Annotated in this window: 14 protein-coding genes and 1 pseudogene; 6 read left to right on the top strand and 9 right to left on the bottom strand. The window is 67.7% G+C overall.

What is annotated here, in order from left to right; genetic code table 11:
• Nucleotides 1–41: 41 nt before the first annotated feature.
• The 3 genes from AC0LPE_RS20505 to AC0LPE_RS20495 form a co-directional block, all read right to left on the bottom strand.
• The gene (locus AC0LPE_RS20505; protein WP_490605122.1) at nt 42–1199 is read right to left on the bottom strand and encodes an oxygenase MpaB family protein; all 1158 of its coding nucleotides are present in this window, start codon (nt 1197–1199) and stop codon (nt 42–44) included.
• A 141-nt stretch (nt 1200–1340) separates the two neighbouring features.
• Complete coding sequence (locus tag AC0LPE_RS20500) at nt 1341–3176, bottom strand: acyl-CoA dehydrogenase (protein ID WP_016696249.1); 1836 nt, start codon at nt 3174–3176, stop codon at nt 1341–1343.
• A 97-nt stretch (nt 3177–3273) separates the two neighbouring features.
• Nucleotides 3274–3882: an SAM-dependent methyltransferase gene (locus AC0LPE_RS20495; protein ID WP_145692219.1), complete on the bottom strand. Its 609-nt coding sequence runs from the start codon at nt 3880–3882 to the stop codon at nt 3274–3276.
• Nucleotides 3883–4045: 163 nt separating this feature from the next.
• Between AC0LPE_RS20495 and AC0LPE_RS20490 the strand changes: the two genes are divergently transcribed.
• A complete protein-coding gene (locus AC0LPE_RS20490) occupies nt 4046–5068 on the top strand; it encodes a beta-ketoacyl-ACP synthase III (RefSeq protein WP_490605121.1) in 1023 nt (340 codons plus the stop codon).
• 38 nt (nt 5069–5106) lie between these two features.
• Nucleotides 5107–5814, top strand: coding sequence for an HNH endonuclease family protein (locus tag AC0LPE_RS20485; RefSeq protein ID WP_490605120.1), 708 nt, complete (start codon nt 5107–5109; stop codon nt 5812–5814).
• A gap of 15 nt (nt 5815–5829) precedes the next feature.
• Here the strand turns inward: AC0LPE_RS20485 and AC0LPE_RS20480 are convergent, their stop codons facing one another.
• Together AC0LPE_RS20480 and AC0LPE_RS20475 are read right to left on the bottom strand one after the other, a co-directional pair.
• Nucleotides 5830–7950, bottom strand: a complete 2121-nt coding sequence (locus AC0LPE_RS20480; RefSeq protein WP_490605119.1) for a thiamine pyrophosphate-dependent enzyme — start codon at nt 7948–7950, stop codon at nt 5830–5832.
• Nucleotides 7951–7970: 20 nt separating this feature from the next.
• A complete protein-coding gene (locus AC0LPE_RS20475; RefSeq protein ID WP_490605118.1) occupies nt 7971–9317 on the bottom strand; it encodes a cytochrome P450 in 1347 nt (448 codons plus the stop codon).
• A gap of 138 nt (nt 9318–9455) precedes the next feature.
• On the opposite strand from AC0LPE_RS20475, the gene AC0LPE_RS20470 reads away from it, so the two are divergent.
• The 3 genes and pseudogenes from AC0LPE_RS20470 to AC0LPE_RS20460 form a co-directional block, all read left to right on the top strand.
• The gene (locus AC0LPE_RS20470) at nt 9456–10355 is read left to right on the top strand and encodes an alpha/beta fold hydrolase (RefSeq protein WP_490605117.1); all 900 of its coding nucleotides are present in this window, start codon (nt 9456–9458) and stop codon (nt 10353–10355) included.
• On the top strand, nt 10340–10801 hold the full coding sequence (locus tag AC0LPE_RS20465) for a fluoride efflux transporter FluC (protein ID WP_490605116.1): 462 nt from the start codon (nt 10340–10342) through the stop codon (nt 10799–10801). Before AC0LPE_RS20470 ends, AC0LPE_RS20465 begins: the two co-directional genes overlap by 16 nt.
• Nucleotides 10798–11163 (top strand): annotated as a pseudogene (locus AC0LPE_RS20460) (fluoride efflux transporter FluC); the annotation flags it as partial. The gene AC0LPE_RS20465 and the pseudogene AC0LPE_RS20460, both read left to right, overlap by 4 nt.
• 3 nt (nt 11164–11166) lie before the next feature.
• On the opposite strand, the gene aroD reads toward AC0LPE_RS20460, so the two are convergent.
• The 3 genes from aroD to AC0LPE_RS20445 form a co-directional block, all read right to left on the bottom strand.
• Nucleotides 11167–11937, bottom strand: coding sequence for a type I 3-dehydroquinate dehydratase (gene aroD / locus AC0LPE_RS20455; RefSeq protein WP_490605115.1), 771 nt, complete (start codon nt 11935–11937; stop codon nt 11167–11169).
• Nucleotides 11938–11979: 42 nt separating this feature from the next.
• Nucleotides 11980–13632 carry an MDR family MFS transporter gene (locus AC0LPE_RS20450; protein ID WP_490605114.1) on the bottom strand — a complete coding sequence of 551 codons (1653 nt, stop codon included), beginning with the start codon at nt 13630–13632 and terminating at the stop codon, nt 11980–11982.
• A 117-nt stretch (nt 13633–13749) separates the two neighbouring features.
• Nucleotides 13750–14073, bottom strand: a complete 324-nt coding sequence (locus AC0LPE_RS20445; RefSeq protein ID WP_024102029.1) for a hypothetical protein — start codon at nt 14071–14073, stop codon at nt 13750–13752.
• Between the two features lie 111 nt (nt 14074–14184).
• Here AC0LPE_RS20445 and AC0LPE_RS20440 point away from each other — a divergent pair, with 111 nt between their 5' ends.
• On the top strand, nt 14185–15759 hold the full coding sequence (locus tag AC0LPE_RS20440; RefSeq protein WP_490605113.1) for an SGNH/GDSL hydrolase family protein: 1575 nt from the start codon (nt 14185–14187) through the stop codon (nt 15757–15759).
• Between the two features lie 4 nt (nt 15760–15763).
• Here the strand turns inward: AC0LPE_RS20440 and AC0LPE_RS20435 are convergent, their stop codons facing one another.
• A complete protein-coding gene (locus AC0LPE_RS20435; RefSeq protein WP_016696235.1) occupies nt 15764–16144 on the bottom strand; it encodes a hypothetical protein in 381 nt (126 codons plus the stop codon).
• Nucleotides 16145–16173: the final 29 nt, after the last annotated feature.

Here is a 16173-nt window from a genome sequence, read left to right as displayed (position 1 = left end):
GGTTCCGGCGAAGAACTCGCACACAACCTCCCGTAGTTTCGTCACTCGGGAAGCGGCACCACGTCGGGGATCTCGCCGTCGAGGATGCGGAGCTGCGCGTCGCGCAGTTGCTTCTCGCCGTGACGCTGCAGCCACGCCTTCCCGGCCGGGAAACGGCCGATCACATGGTGTTTGACGACGTTCACGGCGAAGCGACCCACCGGATACCACGGCGGACGCAGCGGGACCTTCAGTGCGAGGACGCCGGACGGGCCGAGAAGTGTTGTCGCGAGCGACAGTCCGCGTTCGTATTCGTACCGTCGACGCAGTGCCTGGAAACGCGGATACCGGGTGTGGAGCGGGAGTTCGACGAGCGACCGGGCGAGCATGTGGCTGTTCTCGTCGGCGGCGGGTGAGGACGACCCGATCTGGTACATCATCCGCAGTCCAGAGCGCTCCTCGAACCGGAGCCACTTCGGGTCGACGCCCATCAACCACCCGACGTACGCCCACAGGTGCAGGACGGCTTCGGCCTCGCGCCGGGTGTACCGCACACCCAGGACGCGGGTGTGGAGCAGGAAGGTGATCGAGAACAGGCCCAGCGTGCCGGCCTGGTCGAACTGGTTGACCGGTAGTCCGCGGAACTCGGTGTCCCACTCGCCGTCGTGCTCGTGGTGATAGTCGACGAAGGCGTGCATCAGTCGCACGTGCACCGAGAGCGTGAAGCCTTCGCCGAAGCGTTCGAGACCGCCGTCGGCGACGCACCCGTTCCACCACGTCCCCGTCTCGGCGATGCGCCGGCGGGTGCGCTCACCGGTGAGGCGACCGGACGACGTCAGCACCGGTAGTGGACCGGAGTTGTTGTATCCGCCGAGCAGCGAGCCGTAGGCGAGGACGTCGCCGACGTCGGATCCGACCCTGCGCAGCGTGCGTGCGCCGAGGGCGATCGTGTCGCGGTCGACCCAGTCGGGGGCGTCGATGCCCTCGGCCAGTGCAGTGCGGAACTGCGCGAGGGTGACAGTACGGTCGCGCCGGATGGCCCGCACCAGTTCGGCGCTGGGTTCGTCGCGCTCGAGTAGGGCGCGGCGCAGGGCGTCCGCCTCCTCGGGTGTGGCATCGGGAGCGCGTCCCGCGAAGGGGCGCAGGGGTGCGGTGATGCGGGCGGCCTTCTCGCGGTCGCGCATGTACCGAGTCGTCGTCGACGTGCCGGTGATGGTCACAGGGCTCAGAGTGCTACTGACAACAAAGGTTGTCAATGCTGCTCCCGAAAAACGACGAGACCGACGTCGTGTGCGAAATCCGTCGGGAAATCGCGCACAACGTCGGTCTCGTCTATCGCGCTACCGCCGTGAGCGGTTCGATCAGAACGCCGCTTCGTCGAGCTCCATGATGTCGAGGTCGACGTCGGTGATGATCTGACGCGCGACGCTCAGCTCCGGCAGGACGTTCTTGGCGAAGAAGGACGCGGCCGCGACCTTGCCCTCGTAGAACGCCTTGTCCGAGGCGTCGACGCCGGCGTCGAGCGCGGAGAGAGCGATCTCGGCGTGCTCGAGCAGCAGCCAGCCGATCATCAGGTCGCCGAACGCCTCGAGGAAGCGGACGGAGCCGAGGCCGACCTTGTACAGCTCGGTGGGCTGCTCCTGCGCACCCATGAGGTACTGGGTGAGCGTGGCGACCATCGTCTGGGTCTCGCCGAGGGCGGTGGCCAGGAGCGTGCGCTCCTTCTTCAGGCGCTGGTCGGCGTCGTCGCGCTCGACGAACTTCTTGATCTCCCCGGCGACGTGGGCGAGCGCCACACCGCGGTCGCGGGCGATCTTCCGGAAGAAGAAGTCCTGCGCCTGGATGGCGGTGGTGCCCTCGTACAGCGAGTCGATCTTCGAGTCGCGGATGTACTGCTCGATCGGGTAGTCCTGCAGGAAGCCCGAACCGCCGAGGGTCTGGAGCGAATCCTTCAGGTACTGGTAGGCCCGCTCGGAGCCGCAGCCCTTGACGACCGGCAGCAGCAGGTCGTTGATGCGGTGCGCGAGACCGGCGTCGGCGCCGGAGACCTGCTCGGCGACGGAGTCGTCCTGGTGGGCGGCGGTGTACAGGTACACGGCGCGCAGACCCTCGGAGTAGGCCTTCTGCATCGCGAGCGAACGACGGACGTCCGGGTGGTGCATGATCGACACGCGCGGGGCGGTCTTGTCGGACATCTTGGTCAGGTCGGCGCCCTGGATGCGCTCCTTGGCGTAGTCGAGGGCGTTGAGGTAGCCGGTCGACAGGGTCGCGATGGCCTTGGTGCCGACCATCATGCGAGCGTGCTCGATGACGTCGAACATCTGCGCGATGCCGTTGTGGACCTCACCGACGAGCCAGCCCTGGGCCGGAACGCCGTGGCCGCCGAAGGTGACCTCGCAGGTCGCGGAGGCCTTGATGCCCATCTTGTGTTCGACGTTGGTGACGAACACGCCGTTGCGCTCGCCCATCTCGTTCTTCTCGAAGTCGAAGTGGAACTTCGGGACGAAGAACAGCGACAGGCCCTTGGTGCCGGGGCCGGCACCCTCGGGGCGGGCGAGGACGAGGTGGAAGATGTTCTCGAACAGGTCGTCGGAGTCGGCGGAGGTGATGAACCGCTTGACGCCCTCGATGTGCCAGGAGCCGTCGTCCTGCTTGATCGCCTTGGTGCGACCGGCGCCGACGTCGGAACCGGCGTCGGGCTCGGTGAGGACCATGGTGGCGCCCCAGCCGCGCTCGACGCAGGTGGCGGCCCACTGCTTCTGCTCATCGGTGCCGTTGTCGTAGAGCACGCCCGCGAAGGCCGGGCCGGCCGCGTACATGAACGCCGCAGGCTGAGCGCCGAGCATCATCTCGTTGACGGCCCACAGGAGGCTGCGGGGTGCGTCGGTGCCGCCGATCTCCTCGGGGATGCCCATCGACCAGTAACCGGCGTCCCACCAGGCGCGGAACGACTTCTTGAACGGCTCGGGAAGCGACACCGAATGGGTCTCGGGGTCGAAGACCGGCGGGTTGCGGTCGGCGTCGGCGAAGCCTTCGGCGGCCGGCCCCTCGGCCAGTGCCTTGACCTCGGCGAGGATGCCGCGTGCGGTGTCCTCGTCCAGATCGCCGAACTTGCCGGCTTCGAGGACCTTCTGAATCTTCAGGAACTCGAAGAGGTTGAACTCGAGGTCGCGGAGGTTGCTCTTGTAATGGCCCATGTCGTCGGTGTCTCCCAGTGTGGTGCGGTCCAGCTGGCTTCAAGTACCGCCCAAGTTATTACTCGTCGGTAACATCTCCATGCTACTCGTCAGGCAACTAACTGCCAAGAGGTGGTTTGCTCGCCACGACGAGCGCGTCGATCGCCGTTCCCGCGTCGGTTTCCCGATATCGCCGTTCGGCAATCCCGATTTCCAATCTTCCGTCGATTTCCTCGACGAGATCGGTTGGCGTGTAAAGGATCTCCTTGTCCTGGGGTCCGCCCACGCCCTCGTCGACATTTATCGTGTCGTGCCCCAGGAATATGAGGATTCCTTCAGGTTTCAGTGAATTGATGGCGCGGTCGAGAAGCGCCTTCCGCTGTGGCGGAGGGAAATGCAGGAAGGCCGAGAGAATCAGGTCATATTCGCCCTCGAACGAGTCGGCCGTCACATCTGCGAGGACGTAGCGGAGCCGGTCCCGCGAACGTGACGGCGCCTGCGCCGCGATCCGGCGGGCCTTGTCGAGGGCGACCTCGGAGAAGTCGACGCCCACGACCTCCCATCCGCGCGTCGCCAGCCATAGGGAGTGACGACCTTCACCGCACCCGAGATCGAGGGCGCGACCGTGCGGCAGCGACGCCACGTGTTCGACGATCACCGGATTGGGCGGCGCGCCCCAGATCAGTTCCGACGCCGCATACTTCTCGTTCCAGTCCTGTGCATCCATACCGCGACGCTAGCCCGCGTCCGGTGGACGGGACGGCCGCTTGCGGTACGGGTCACGGAAGCGCATCGTCGGGGTAGCGCTGTGACAAAACCGTGACCTGCGATATCGTTGACCGGATGCGATGTGCCGACACGCGGTACGTCGAGGAGGAGGAGTTCGTCTGATGGGTGCACAGATCGCTGTCCCCGCCCCGCTGAGGAACAGCGCGCTGCTCGGTCTGGGTGTGCACCGCCCCGAGCGCATCGTCACCAACGACGAGATCTGCCGGCAGATCGACTCGAGCGACGAATGGATCCAGTCGCGGTCCGGCATCAAGGAGCGCCGCTTCGCGAAGCAGCATCCCGAGGAGTCGGTCGTCGACATGGCGACGAGCTCCGCCGAGCAGGCCCTCGCGGCCGCCGGCCTCACGGGTGCGCAGATCGACACCGTGATCGTCGCGACCTCCACCTACCCCTTCCAGACCCCGCAGGCCGCGGCTCTCGTCGCAGACCGCATCGGCACCGGCGGTGCCGCGGCGCTCGACATCCAGGCCGGCTGCGCAGGTTTCTGTTACGCCCTCGGTGTCGCCTCCGATCTCGTGCGCGCCGGAACGGCCGAGCACGTGCTCGTCGTCGGTGTCGAGCGCATGAGCGACACCACCGAGCCCACCGATCGCTCGGTGCGCTTCATCTTCGGCGACGGTGCCGGTGCCGTGGTCGTCGGCCCGTCCGACGAGGTCGGTGTCGGCCCCACCGTCTGGGGCTCCGACGGTTCGCAGGCCAACGCGATCCGCCAGGAACCCGACTGGGTCGCTTTCGCCACCAACCCGAACCAGAAGCGTCCCTGGATCATCATGGAGGGCACCGCGGTCTTCCGCTGGGCCGCCTTCGAGATGAGCAAGTTCGCCCGCCAGATCGCCGACAAGGCCGGCGTGGCGCTCGAGGACCTCGACGCCTTCGTCCCGCACCAGGCCAACCTGCGCATCAACGACGTCATCGTCAAGCAGCTCGAACTGCCCGAGACGGTTGCGGTCGCCGACGACATCATCGAGACCGGCAACACCTCCGCCGCGTCCATCCCGCTGGCGATGGAGAAGATGCTGCGCACCGGCCAGGTCGAGGCCGGATCCACCGCGCTGCTCCTCGCGTTCGGTGCCGGCCTGTCGTACGCGGGCCAGGTCGTGAAGATGCCCCCGCTGGCGAAGTAGGAAGCGGCAGCAGTACGACTTCGTAGCAGTATCGACATATGGCGAGCACTCGCACGTCGTCCATTCCCCGTTGGGTCTGGGTCCTGTGCTTCATCGTGGTCAGCGTGGTCGTCGTCCTCCTCGAACCGGTGGGGGACGACGAACCGGGCACTCCCGGCGGGAGCACGGTCGAGAACCCCTCCGAAGCGCTCGAGGCGCTGGCGGCCCTGCCCGTCCGGCCCGCCGAATCGCAGAGCGGCTACGACCGCTCGCTGTTCGGTTCGGCCTGGACCGACGAGGTGACCGTCGAGATGGGGCGCAACGGCTGCGACACCCGTAACGACATCCTGCGGCGCGACCTCGTCGACGTCTCCTTCGAGCCGGGGAAGAAGCAGTGCACGGTTACCGCCGGCACCCTCGAGGATCCGTACACGGGGAAGACGATCTCCTTCCGTCGCGGGGTCGAGACCTCGTCCGCCGTGCAGATCGACCACGTCGTCGCCCTGTCCGATGCGTGGAAGAAGGGCGCCCGCTATCTGGACGATCAACAGAAGCGGAACCTCGCGAACGATCCGCGCAACCTGATCGCCGTCGACGGCCCCACCAACCAGGGCAAGGGCGACTCCGACGCGTCGGAATGGTTGCCGCCGAACACCGCCTACCACTGCGAGTACGTCGTGCGGCAGATCGAGGTGAAGACCACCTACGAACTATGGGTCACCCAGGCAGAACACGACGCGATGTCGCGCATCCTCGCCTCCTGCTGACCCGTCTCCTGCTGATCACGCCTCCAGCAGGGCCCGCACGATGTCGTCCTCCGACATCAGCACGTGCGCGGCCGCGGGTCCGAGCGGCACGTAGCTGTCGTGGGAGGTGACCCGCGTGATCCGGCCGTGCCACGCCTCGTCGACGAGCGCCGCGACGACCGCTTCCGCGACCCCTCCGCTACGGCGCGTCTCGTCGACCACTACCACGCGCTCGAAGCGGCGGACGTGTTCGAGCAGTGCGGTCGTCGGCAGCGGCGACAACCACTGCAGGTCGAGGACGGTCGCCGCCACTCCTGCGCGACGGACGGCACGCAGACTCATCGGCACCCCGTTGCCGAAGGTCACCACCAGCACGTCGCGTCCGTCGCCGTAGGTGCACACCGATCCCGGTGGGAGCCCGGCGGTGTCGGGGACCTGCTGCCACAGTCCGTCGCCCTCGTCGTAGAGGTCGCGCCGGTGGTACAGCGCGATCGGTTCCAGGTAGACGCACACCCGGCCCTCCTGACGGGTCAGTTCGACGCACGTGCGCAGCAGGGCGCCGGCCGTGGCGGGTGAACTCGGCACGGCCAGCACGAGACCGGGGATGTCGCGCAGCACGGCGACGGAATCGTCGTTGTGGAAGTGCCCGCCGAAGCCGCGCTGGTAGGGCAGGCCCGCGATGCGCACGACCATCGGATTGCGGTACCGCCCGTCGGAGAAGAACGCCAGGCTCGCCGCCTCCCCGCGTAACTGGTCCTCGGCGTTGTGCAGATAGGCCAGGTACTGGATCTCCGGGATCGGCAGCATGCCCGCGGCGGCGAAACCCAGCGCGGTGCCGAGGATCGTCTGCTCGTCGAGCAGGGTGTCGAACACGCGCAGGCGCCCGAAGCGCTCCTGCAGTCCTCGGGTGACGCCGTAGACCCCGCCCTTGAGGCCGACATCCTCGCCGAACACACAGGCGTGGGGATCCTCCTCGAGCAGCTGCCCGAGCGTGCGGGTGACGGCCCGGGCGAGCGTGAGCGGTTCGCCGGCCGGGTGCGGATCGTCGTCGACATGCACGAGCCCGGATTCGAGCGGTCGCATCACCTCGGCGGCGGTCGCCAGTCGCGGCGGCTGCTGCAGTGAGTCGGCGACGGAGTCGACCTCCGCCCGTATCCGCTCGTACCGGTCGAGAACCCCTGCAGCATCGAGCACTCCGCGCGTGACGAGTTCGCGGGCCGTGCCCACCAGCGGGTCCCGCTTGTGATCGGCGGCGAGAGCCGATGGGCTGCGGTAGGCCGACTCGACGTCGGAACCGGCATGACCGAGGAAACGCACCGCCCGCACGTGCAACAGGATCGGAGCTCGGGTCGTGCGCACCGTCTCCGCGGCATCGGTTGCGGCAGCGAGCATCTCCACCGGATCGGCGCCGTCGACCGCTCGGTAATCGATCCCCGGATGCGACGACAGCGACCGCTCGAGCCAGCCGGGCGGGGTGGGCACGCTGATGCCGAGCCCGTTGTCCTCGCACACGAGCAGCAACGGCAACGGCAATCCGCGGTGACGGCAGTAGGCGGCCGCGTTCAGGGCACCGACGGCCGTCGAATGGTTCGCCGAGGCGTCACCGAAACTGCACACCACCACCGAATCCCACGGCCACGCCGCATCGAGCCCGAGACGCTGCATCCGAGGCAGTGCGAGGGCGAGACCGACGGCCCGCGGCAGGTGCGAGGCGATCGTCGACGTCTGCGGCAGGATGTTCAGGTCGGCATTGCCGAACACCTTGTGCCGGCCCGCCGAGATCGGATCGAGCGTGGACGCCGCACATCCGGCGAGCACGTCGCGGATCGGGGTGCTGCCCTCGACGAGCGACGCGCGAGCCGCGTAGAAACCGCCCGAACGGTAGTGCAGCAGAGCGGGATCCGTCACCCGCGTGCACAGTCCCAGCGCGGCGTTCGATTCGTGGCCCGCCGACGCGATGGTGTAGAAACCCTCACCGCGTCCCTGCAGGGTACGGGCCGCGAAATCGAGGTGCCGCGACTGCACCTGGGCGTCGAAGTATCGCACCAGCAGGTCGTCGTCGACCCGCCGCTCGACCGGCCGCTCCGGCGGTGCGTGCCCGGGCAGAGCGCGCACCGCGGTGACGAAACGTTCGTCGAGTTCGTCGGCGGCGGTCACCCCTTCTTTCTACGCCCCGATCACCTCGGAAGGAGGTGGATCGGACCCCCGTCGTTCGGGAACGGCAACGACGTGAAGTTCATCGGTGCGACGTAGTCGGCCGGCACGTGCCAGCGGAAACGCAGCAGCAGATGGTGCAGCACCGTCTTGATCTCGGCTCCCGAGAAGTGCATGCCCAGGCACCGATGGGCGCCACCGCCGAAGGGCGCCCAGGCGTACTTGTGCACCTTGTCCTCGCGGCGCTCCGGCGAGAACCGCTCGGGGTCGAAACGTTCCGGGTCGGGCCACAATTCGGGCATGTGGTGGGAGAAGTGCATCCCGAGGTTGAGGAGGGTCCCCTTCGGGACGAAGTGGCCGAGGATCTCGGTGTCCTTCGCCGCGCGTCGCACGACACCCGGCACCGGTGTCACCAGTCGCTGGCATTCCTTGATCACCAGGTCCAGCGAGGTCAGTTCGTCGAGTCGGTCGAAACTCGGCGTGGTGGTGCCGAGCGCGTCGGACTCCTCGCGGCAGCGCTGCTGCCATTCGGGGAACTGGCCGAGGTACTGCATCGCCGTCGACAGTGTGATCGTCGAGGTGTCGTGCGCGGCCATCATCAGGAAGATCATGTGGTTGACGACGTCGTCGTCCGAGAACCGTTCGCCTTCTTCGGATTCGACGTGGCAGAACACCGAGAAGATGTCGTCGCCGTCCCCTGCGCGACGCGCGGGGAGATAGTGCCGGAAGAACTTCTCGAGGCGTGCCCGTCCGACGATGCCGCGACGCCACCGCGTGCCCGGTAGCGGATAGCGCACGATGGCGGTGGCCGCCTGTACGCATCCGATGAAAGCCCGGTTCACCTCGTCCATCTCGCGGGTGGACGACCCCTCGGCGCCGCCCATGAAGATCTCCGTCGCGAGACCGAGGGTCAGTTCCTTGAGCGCCGGGTACACGCGGAAATCGTCGCGCGGCGTCCACCCGTCGAGGGTCCGTTCGATCGACGGGTGCATGCGGTCGGTGTAGAGGGACAGTCGGTCGCGGGTGAACGCCTGCGACATGATGCGACGGTGCGCGGTGTGTTCGTCGCCGTCGAGCAGCATGAGTCCACGGTCGAAGAACGGCCCGATCAGGGCGCGCCAGCCCGGCCCGTTCAGCAGTGCGCGGTCGCGGTTCTGCAGGGCCGCGCCGACGGCGTCGGGCCCGAGCAACACCACCCAGGGGCGGCCGGCGAAGCGGAACCACGAAACCGGACCGTGCTCGTGGTATCGATGCGTATATGCCGCAATGGGATCGCGCATGTACTTCAGCGCGTAACCGACGTAGGGGAGGCCGCTGTCGCCCGGGACGGGAGCGAGGCCTGGAGGTGGAGGAGCAAGCATCTTCGTCACGGGCGCATCTCCGGGTGGTCGGAATCTGACGCTGGCTGTAGTCAGATCCAATGTAGCGCGCATCACATCTCGGTTGCGTCGATTCGTCCCACGGGACGGTCGCTGGTCGGGCGTTCGGGTGCGTGCCATGCTGACGCCATGGACGTCGAACGCCCCAAGCTCGAAGGCACCGTCGCGGTCGGGGAGGGCCGCCGGCTCGGTTTCGCCGAGTTCGGGTCGGCCCAGGGCCGCACGGTGTTCTGGCTGCACGGCACACCGGGTGCGCGCCGCCAGGTTCCCATCGAGGCCCGCGCTTTCGCCGAACGGAACCACATCCGCCTCATCGGGATCGATCGCCCGGGGATCGGCTCGTCGACACCGCACCTCTACGAGAACGTCCTCGCGTTCAGCGACGACCTGCGCATCGTCGCCGACACCCTCGGGGTCGACCGCATGGCGATCGTCGGACTGTCCGGCGGCGGCCCCTACACCCTCGCCGCGGCCTATGCACTGCGCGAACGGGTCGTCGCGGCTGCGGTCCTCGGCGGTGTGGCACCGGTCGTCGGTCCCGAGTCGATCGACAGCAACCTGATGAAGCTGGGCGCCTTCGTCGCGCCGGCACTGCAGACCGCGGGCGTCCCCATCGGCGTGGCGATGAGCGCGGCGATCCGCGTGGTGCGCCCGTTCGCGTCGCCGATCATCGACCTGTACGGACGGTTCTCACCCGAGGCCGACCGCCGCCTGCTCGCCCGTCCCGAGTTCAAGACGATGTTCCTCGACGACCTGCTCAACGGCAGCCGACGTCAGATCTCCGCGCCGTTCGCCGACATCGTCGTATTCACCCGCGACTGGGGTTTCCGCGTCTCCGACGTGAAGGTGCCCGTGCGGTGGTGGCACGGCGACACCGACCACATCATCCCGATCGAGCACGGCCTGCACATGGTGGACCTGCTGCCCGACGCCCAGTTCCACCACCTGCCCGGCGAGAGTCATCTCGGGGGTCTCGGTGCGTCGGAGGAGATCCTCACTACGGTTCTGAAGTTGTGGGACCAGGACTGACCGAGGGCGAACGCCCGCTGCCGAGAGCGCTGCACCTGCGACCGTCGGCGCTGGCGGCGGTCGCCGTGGGCGGTCTGCTCGGGACGAGTGCCCGCTACGGCCTCGGCCGGTGGTTCCCCGTCGAGTCCGGGGGCCGGCCGGTCACGACCTTCGCGATCAACGTCCTCGGTGCGCTGCTGCTCGGATTCCTGCTCGAGGCACTGATCCGCATCGGTCCCGACACCTCCTGGGGTCAGGTGGTCCGGCTCGGGGTGGGCACCGGTGCGCTGGGCTCGTTCACTACCTACAGCGCGCTCGCGGTCGACACCGACCTGCTGCTGCGCGACGGTGAACTCGTCGCCGCGGCAACCTATGCGCTCGGCACGATGCTCGTCGGCCTTCTCGCGACCGGCATCGGTGTCGCGCTGGGCGCGTGGTTCGGGAGTCGCCGAGCGGCACGGCGATGATCGCGGTGTGGGTGGCGTTGGCAGGCAGCGCCGGTGCGGTGACGCGGTTCGTCGTCGACAGTGCTCTGCGTGCCCGCTCCGGATCGTCCCTGCCGTGGCCGACCGTGCTGATCAACGTCATCGGTTCGTTGCTGCTGGGGCTGCTCACCGGTGCGGTGCTGTTCCACGACGCCGCCGCGGAGTTGCTCGCCGTCGTCGGGGTAGGGTTCTGCGGCGGGTTCACCACCTTCAGCACGACCAGCGTCGACTCCGTCCGCCTGATCGTGGCGCGCCGCTACGGTGCCGCCTGCGCGATCGCGCTGGGCGCCCTGGCGACCACGCTCATCGCGGCGGCCGCCGGGCTCGCTCTCACCGCCGTGTGGGGATCAGCGAGCGCGGTCGATGAGGCCGAGCACCGAGCGCAGTTCGTCGGCGTCGACCTGCCCGGGTGCCGAGGCGGTGCCGACCATCCCGAACGTCGCCGCCGATCCGAAGACCTGCCCGGCGATCCGCGACACCACGCCGAGGCCGCCCATCGACATGGTGATCAACGGGCGGTCGGCGTGGTCCTCGTGCATGGTGCGGGTCGCGTCGAGCAGGGTGAGCACGTCGGCCGTCGACTGCGGCATGACGGCGATCTTGCAGATGTCGGCGCCGAGTTCCTGCATCTCGCGTAGCCGCGCGACGATCTCGTCCTTCGGCGGCGTGGCGTCGAAGTCGTGGTTCGACGCCACCACCGCAACACCGCAGGCGTGAGCCGCCGCGACGATCCGCTCGACGGCGGCACGGTCGCGGCGGTACTCGACGTCCACCAGATCCACCGCGCCGCTCTCGGCGAGTGCGACCGTCAGATCGGCGTACGCCTCGTCGTCGATCGCGATCTCGCCGCCCTCGTCGGCGGTGCGGCAGGTCGCGAGCAGGGGAGTGCCCTGCAACTGCTCGGCGAGGGCGCCGGCCTGCGCGACCACCGAGGCGACGTCGTCGACGGTGTGGAAGAAGTCCACGCGCCATTCGACGACGTCGGCCCGATCGGCGACGGCCGCGATCTGCTCGCGCAGCGCCTCGGGGGTGCGGCCGGTGACGGGGACGACGATCGTGGGTGCGCCTTCACCGATCACCACGTCCTTGACGCGAACCGGTGTGATCGTTCGTCCCACGTGCCGTCTCCGTTCCCTCGTCCGATGATCGGCCCTATTCGATCACGGCCGCTTCGACCCGCTGTCCGCAGTGTCCGCAGTGTCCGCACCGACCTCGGTTCCCTCGACGACCACGACGGTGTCGTCCTTCGACGCCTTCGCCGGGTCGGCGACCGCCTCGCCACGCGCGACCATGAGTGCCTCGTCGGAGAGCGGGATCTCCTTGATGAAGCACGCGAGGACGAACGCGATGAGCAGGAACGGGATGAGGTACCAGAACACCGGCGCCAGCGAGTCGGCGTAGGCGTCGATGACACCCTCGCGGACGGGATCGGGCAGCATCTTCATCGCTGCCGGATCGACGGTCGCGGTGGCCTGACCGGCCTGCTCCGGGGTCGCGCCGGCCGCGGTGAAGACCTCGACGAGCTTCTCCGCCAGGCGGTTGGTGAAGATGGTGCCGAAGATCGCCACACCGAGTGCCGCACCGACCTCGCGGAAGTAGTTGTTCGAACTCGTCGCCGTGCCGATCTCGTCGGCGGGCACCGCGTTCTGCACGATCAGGATGACGACCTGCATGATCAGGCCGAGACCCAGACCGAAGACGAACAGCATCGAGCAGATCACCCACAGCGGGGTGTCGCCCTCGAGCGTGGTCAGCCACAGCATGCCCGCCGCGGTGATGAGCGAACCGACGATCGGATAGATCTTGTAGCGCTGGGTCTTGGTGATGGCCAGACCCGAGCCGATCGAGGTGATCATCAGACCGGCCATCATCGGCAGCAGCAACAGACCCGAGACCGCGGCCGAGGTGCCCGACGACATCTGCAGGAAGGTCGGCATGAACGCGATCGCCGAGAACATGCCGAGGCCGAGGACGAAACCGATGGCCGTGGCGTTGACGAAGATCGAGTTGCGGAACAGCGACAGCGGGATGATCGGATCCTGCGCCCGCGACTCGACGAGCACGAACAGGCACACGAACACCACGAGTCCGGCGCCGAACATCCACGTGAGCGGAGCGGTCCAGCCGCGATCGGCGTCGCCACCGAGATCCGTGAAGAAGATCAGGCAGGTCGTGGCGAGGGAGAGCGTGAGCACGCCGAGGATGTCGATCCGCTTCGTCGGCTTCTTCACCGGCAGGCGCAGCGCGAACCAGGTGATGACGAACGCGATGATGCCGACCGGCACGTTGATGTAGAAGCACCACTCCCACGTCAAGTGGTCGACGAAGAAGCCGCCGATCAGCGGGCCACCGACGGCCGACAGACCGAAGATCGCGCCGAGCGGGCCCATGTACTTACCGCGTTCGCTCGCGGGCACGATGTCGGCGATGATCGCCTGCGACAGGATCATCAGACCGCCACCGCCGAAGCCCTGGATCGCGCGGAAGACCACGAAGGTCCAGAAGTCGTCGGTCATCGAGCACGCCGCGGAGGCGATGGTGAACACGCCGATCGCGATGAGGAACAGGTACCGGCGCCCGAAGACGTCGCCGAACTTGCCGTAGATCGGCATCACGATGGTCACCGCGAGCAGGTAGGCGGTGGTGATCCACGCCTGGTGTTCGACGCCGCCGAGCTGCCCGACGATCGTGGGCATGGCGGTGGAGACGATCGTCTGGTCCAGGCTGGCGAGCATCATGCCCGCGATGAGCGCGGAGAAGATGATCCAGATCCGTCGCTGGGTGAGAACCAGAGGTTCCGAAGTGGTGGTCACGGTGTTCCTGTCGGAATAGGAATATCGAGCTGTTACGTGAAGGTGGCCTGCGCAGGAGTGAGGCGATCGGAAATTGTTGCACCCGGTAACTTCTGCTGCAAGGCAATTTCCTCCCGGTCACTCGAACCAGGACCGCACGGGCGGTTTGACCCACATGATCTTCTCGTCCTCGTCGGTGCGGACCGCTGCGGGATGATCGGGGTGCTTCTGCGCCCACGCCGTCTTCTCGTCCATCAATCTCGCGGCGAGTTCCCAGGTCTCCATGGTGCGCGGTGGATGCGCATCCGCGGCCCGCGCCAGCTTGCGTCGCGTCTCGTCGGTCATGGCGAGCAGTTCGGCTCCCGAGATGCCGCGGTTCCATGCATACCGGGCCAGGGTCACGGCCTTGTCTCGCCGGTTCTTCTCGGCGCGATCGGTGTGGGCGAAGTCGGCGTCGCTCATGCTCCGAAGGTACGCGTCGGCCCGGACAAGGTCGCCGTCGACGAGCTGTCGGATCCGGCCACGCCGGGGGTGCCGTCTGCCTACCCTCGATGAGGGGGCTGAGGAGGCGTGATGACGGCCGACGAGATCCCGGAGGGCACACCCGACACGGTGGCGGCGCGTGCCGCTCGGCCGCCGCGGGTGCCGGTGTCCGACCCGACCCTCGGCATCGAGGTTCCCCGGTCCTTCCGCGGCACACCGCCACACCGGTTGGTGGCGCTCGGCGACTCCCTGCTGCAGGGCTTCCAGAGCGGCGCGATCTACAACACCGACGTCTCCGTCCCGGCGATCGTCGCCCACGAGCTCGGCGCCGACCTGCGGTACCCGCGCTTCGGTGGACCGGGCGGACTGCCGCTGAACGTCGAAGTGCTGTTGCGCCGGATCGAGGAGCGGCACGGATCCACGCTCGAACCGTGGGAGCTGCCGACCGCGCTCTTCACGGCGCGGGGTTTCATGGACGAGGTCGAGGACTACTGGGAACGCGGACCCGGCGCGACACCACCGCTCGTCGGATATCTCCACAACCTGTCGTGCTTCGGCTGGGATCTGCGCGACGCGCTGCAGAAGACCGCACGCGTCTGCGCCGAACGCATCGGAAGACCCCGCGACGATCTCGTGCGGCAGCTCGTCGAGAACAACGGGGAGCGGGCCGCGTTGTACGTCTATCCGAACACCGACGACCGGCGCCGCGAGATGACACTGTTCGACGTCGCGACCGAACTCGGTGCCGAGCACGACGACGACACCGACGCGGGCATCGAGACACTCGTCGTCTTCCTCGGTTCGAACAACGCGCTGCAGACCGTCACCGAACTGCAGGTCGTGTGGAGCGGCGACGACTTCCGCGACCTCGACGCGAAACAGGCCTACACGATCTGGCGGCCCGAACATTTCGACAGCGAGTTCGCGGAGGTCGTCGCGAAGCTCCGCGACATCGACGCGCGGCACGTGGTGCTGTGCACCGTCCCGCACGTCACCATCGCCCCGATCGCCCGGGGGATCGGGACGAAGAACGGCTCGCCGTACTTCCCCTATTACACCCGGCCGTGGGTGGACGCGCGCCGCTTCGATGCGAGCCGCGACGAACACATCACCGGTGCGCAGGCCCGCATGGTCGACGCCGCGATCGACCTGTTCGACGAGACGATCACCGAAGCGGTCGCCGACGCGCGACGTGCCGGACTGGACTGGTATCTGCTCGACACCGCGGGCATCCTCGACCGCCTGGCCGCGCGCCGCTACGTCGACGACCTCGATGCGCGACCCGCATGGTGGCAGCCGTACCCGCTACCTCCGGCGCTCGCCGCGCTCGACCCGGTGCCCGACACACGCTTTTTGTCGGCCGACGGTCACGGTGGCCGCGACAGTGGGGGACTGTTCTCCCTCGACGGTGTGCACCCGACGACGGTCGCCTACGGGATCCTCGCCCAGGAGATCATCGACGTGATGGTGCGTGCCGGCGTCGAATTCCGGTCGCCGAACGGAACGGTGCGAAACGGTCCTGTCGCCGTGGATTTCGAGCGTCTGCTCCGGCACGACACCCTTGTGCGTACGCCACCGCAGAATATCGATTCGACGCTGTCGATCCTGGGGTGGGTCGACGAGGTGCTCGACGTGTTCCGGGTGCAGTTGCGTTTCGGTCTGTGAGGGATCAGGTCAGGTTGATGACGTGAGCGTGTGTCGCCACGGCGTCCTGCATCTTCTTCCGCGACAGCGAGCGCGGACCGCACGCGCATCCCGAGGGAATGGCGTCGTCCTCGAACTGCGTCACCTCGAGGGTGTCCACATACTCCGAATTGAGTGATGTGCCGTTGTGCGGTGTCGCTTCGCGGTCGCGGTTGCCGCGGCCGCCGGGACCGCTGCGGGAGACCACGACCTGACCCTCGGTGGTGTTGTACACCGCCGCTACGGTGTGGCCCTTGGGACAACGAACCTTGAGGACGGCCTTCTCGGTGCGCTGGGGCCCGAGTTCCTTCACTGCGGCGAGTGCGAGCTTGCGACGTTCGGTAGGGGGTGTCGTGGCGATATCCATTTTCCTATTCCACCTCACAGTGTCGGGGT

The organism is Rhodococcus sp. S3, assembly GCF_058211795.1.
This window is presented reverse-complemented; position numbering and strand designations above follow the sequence as displayed.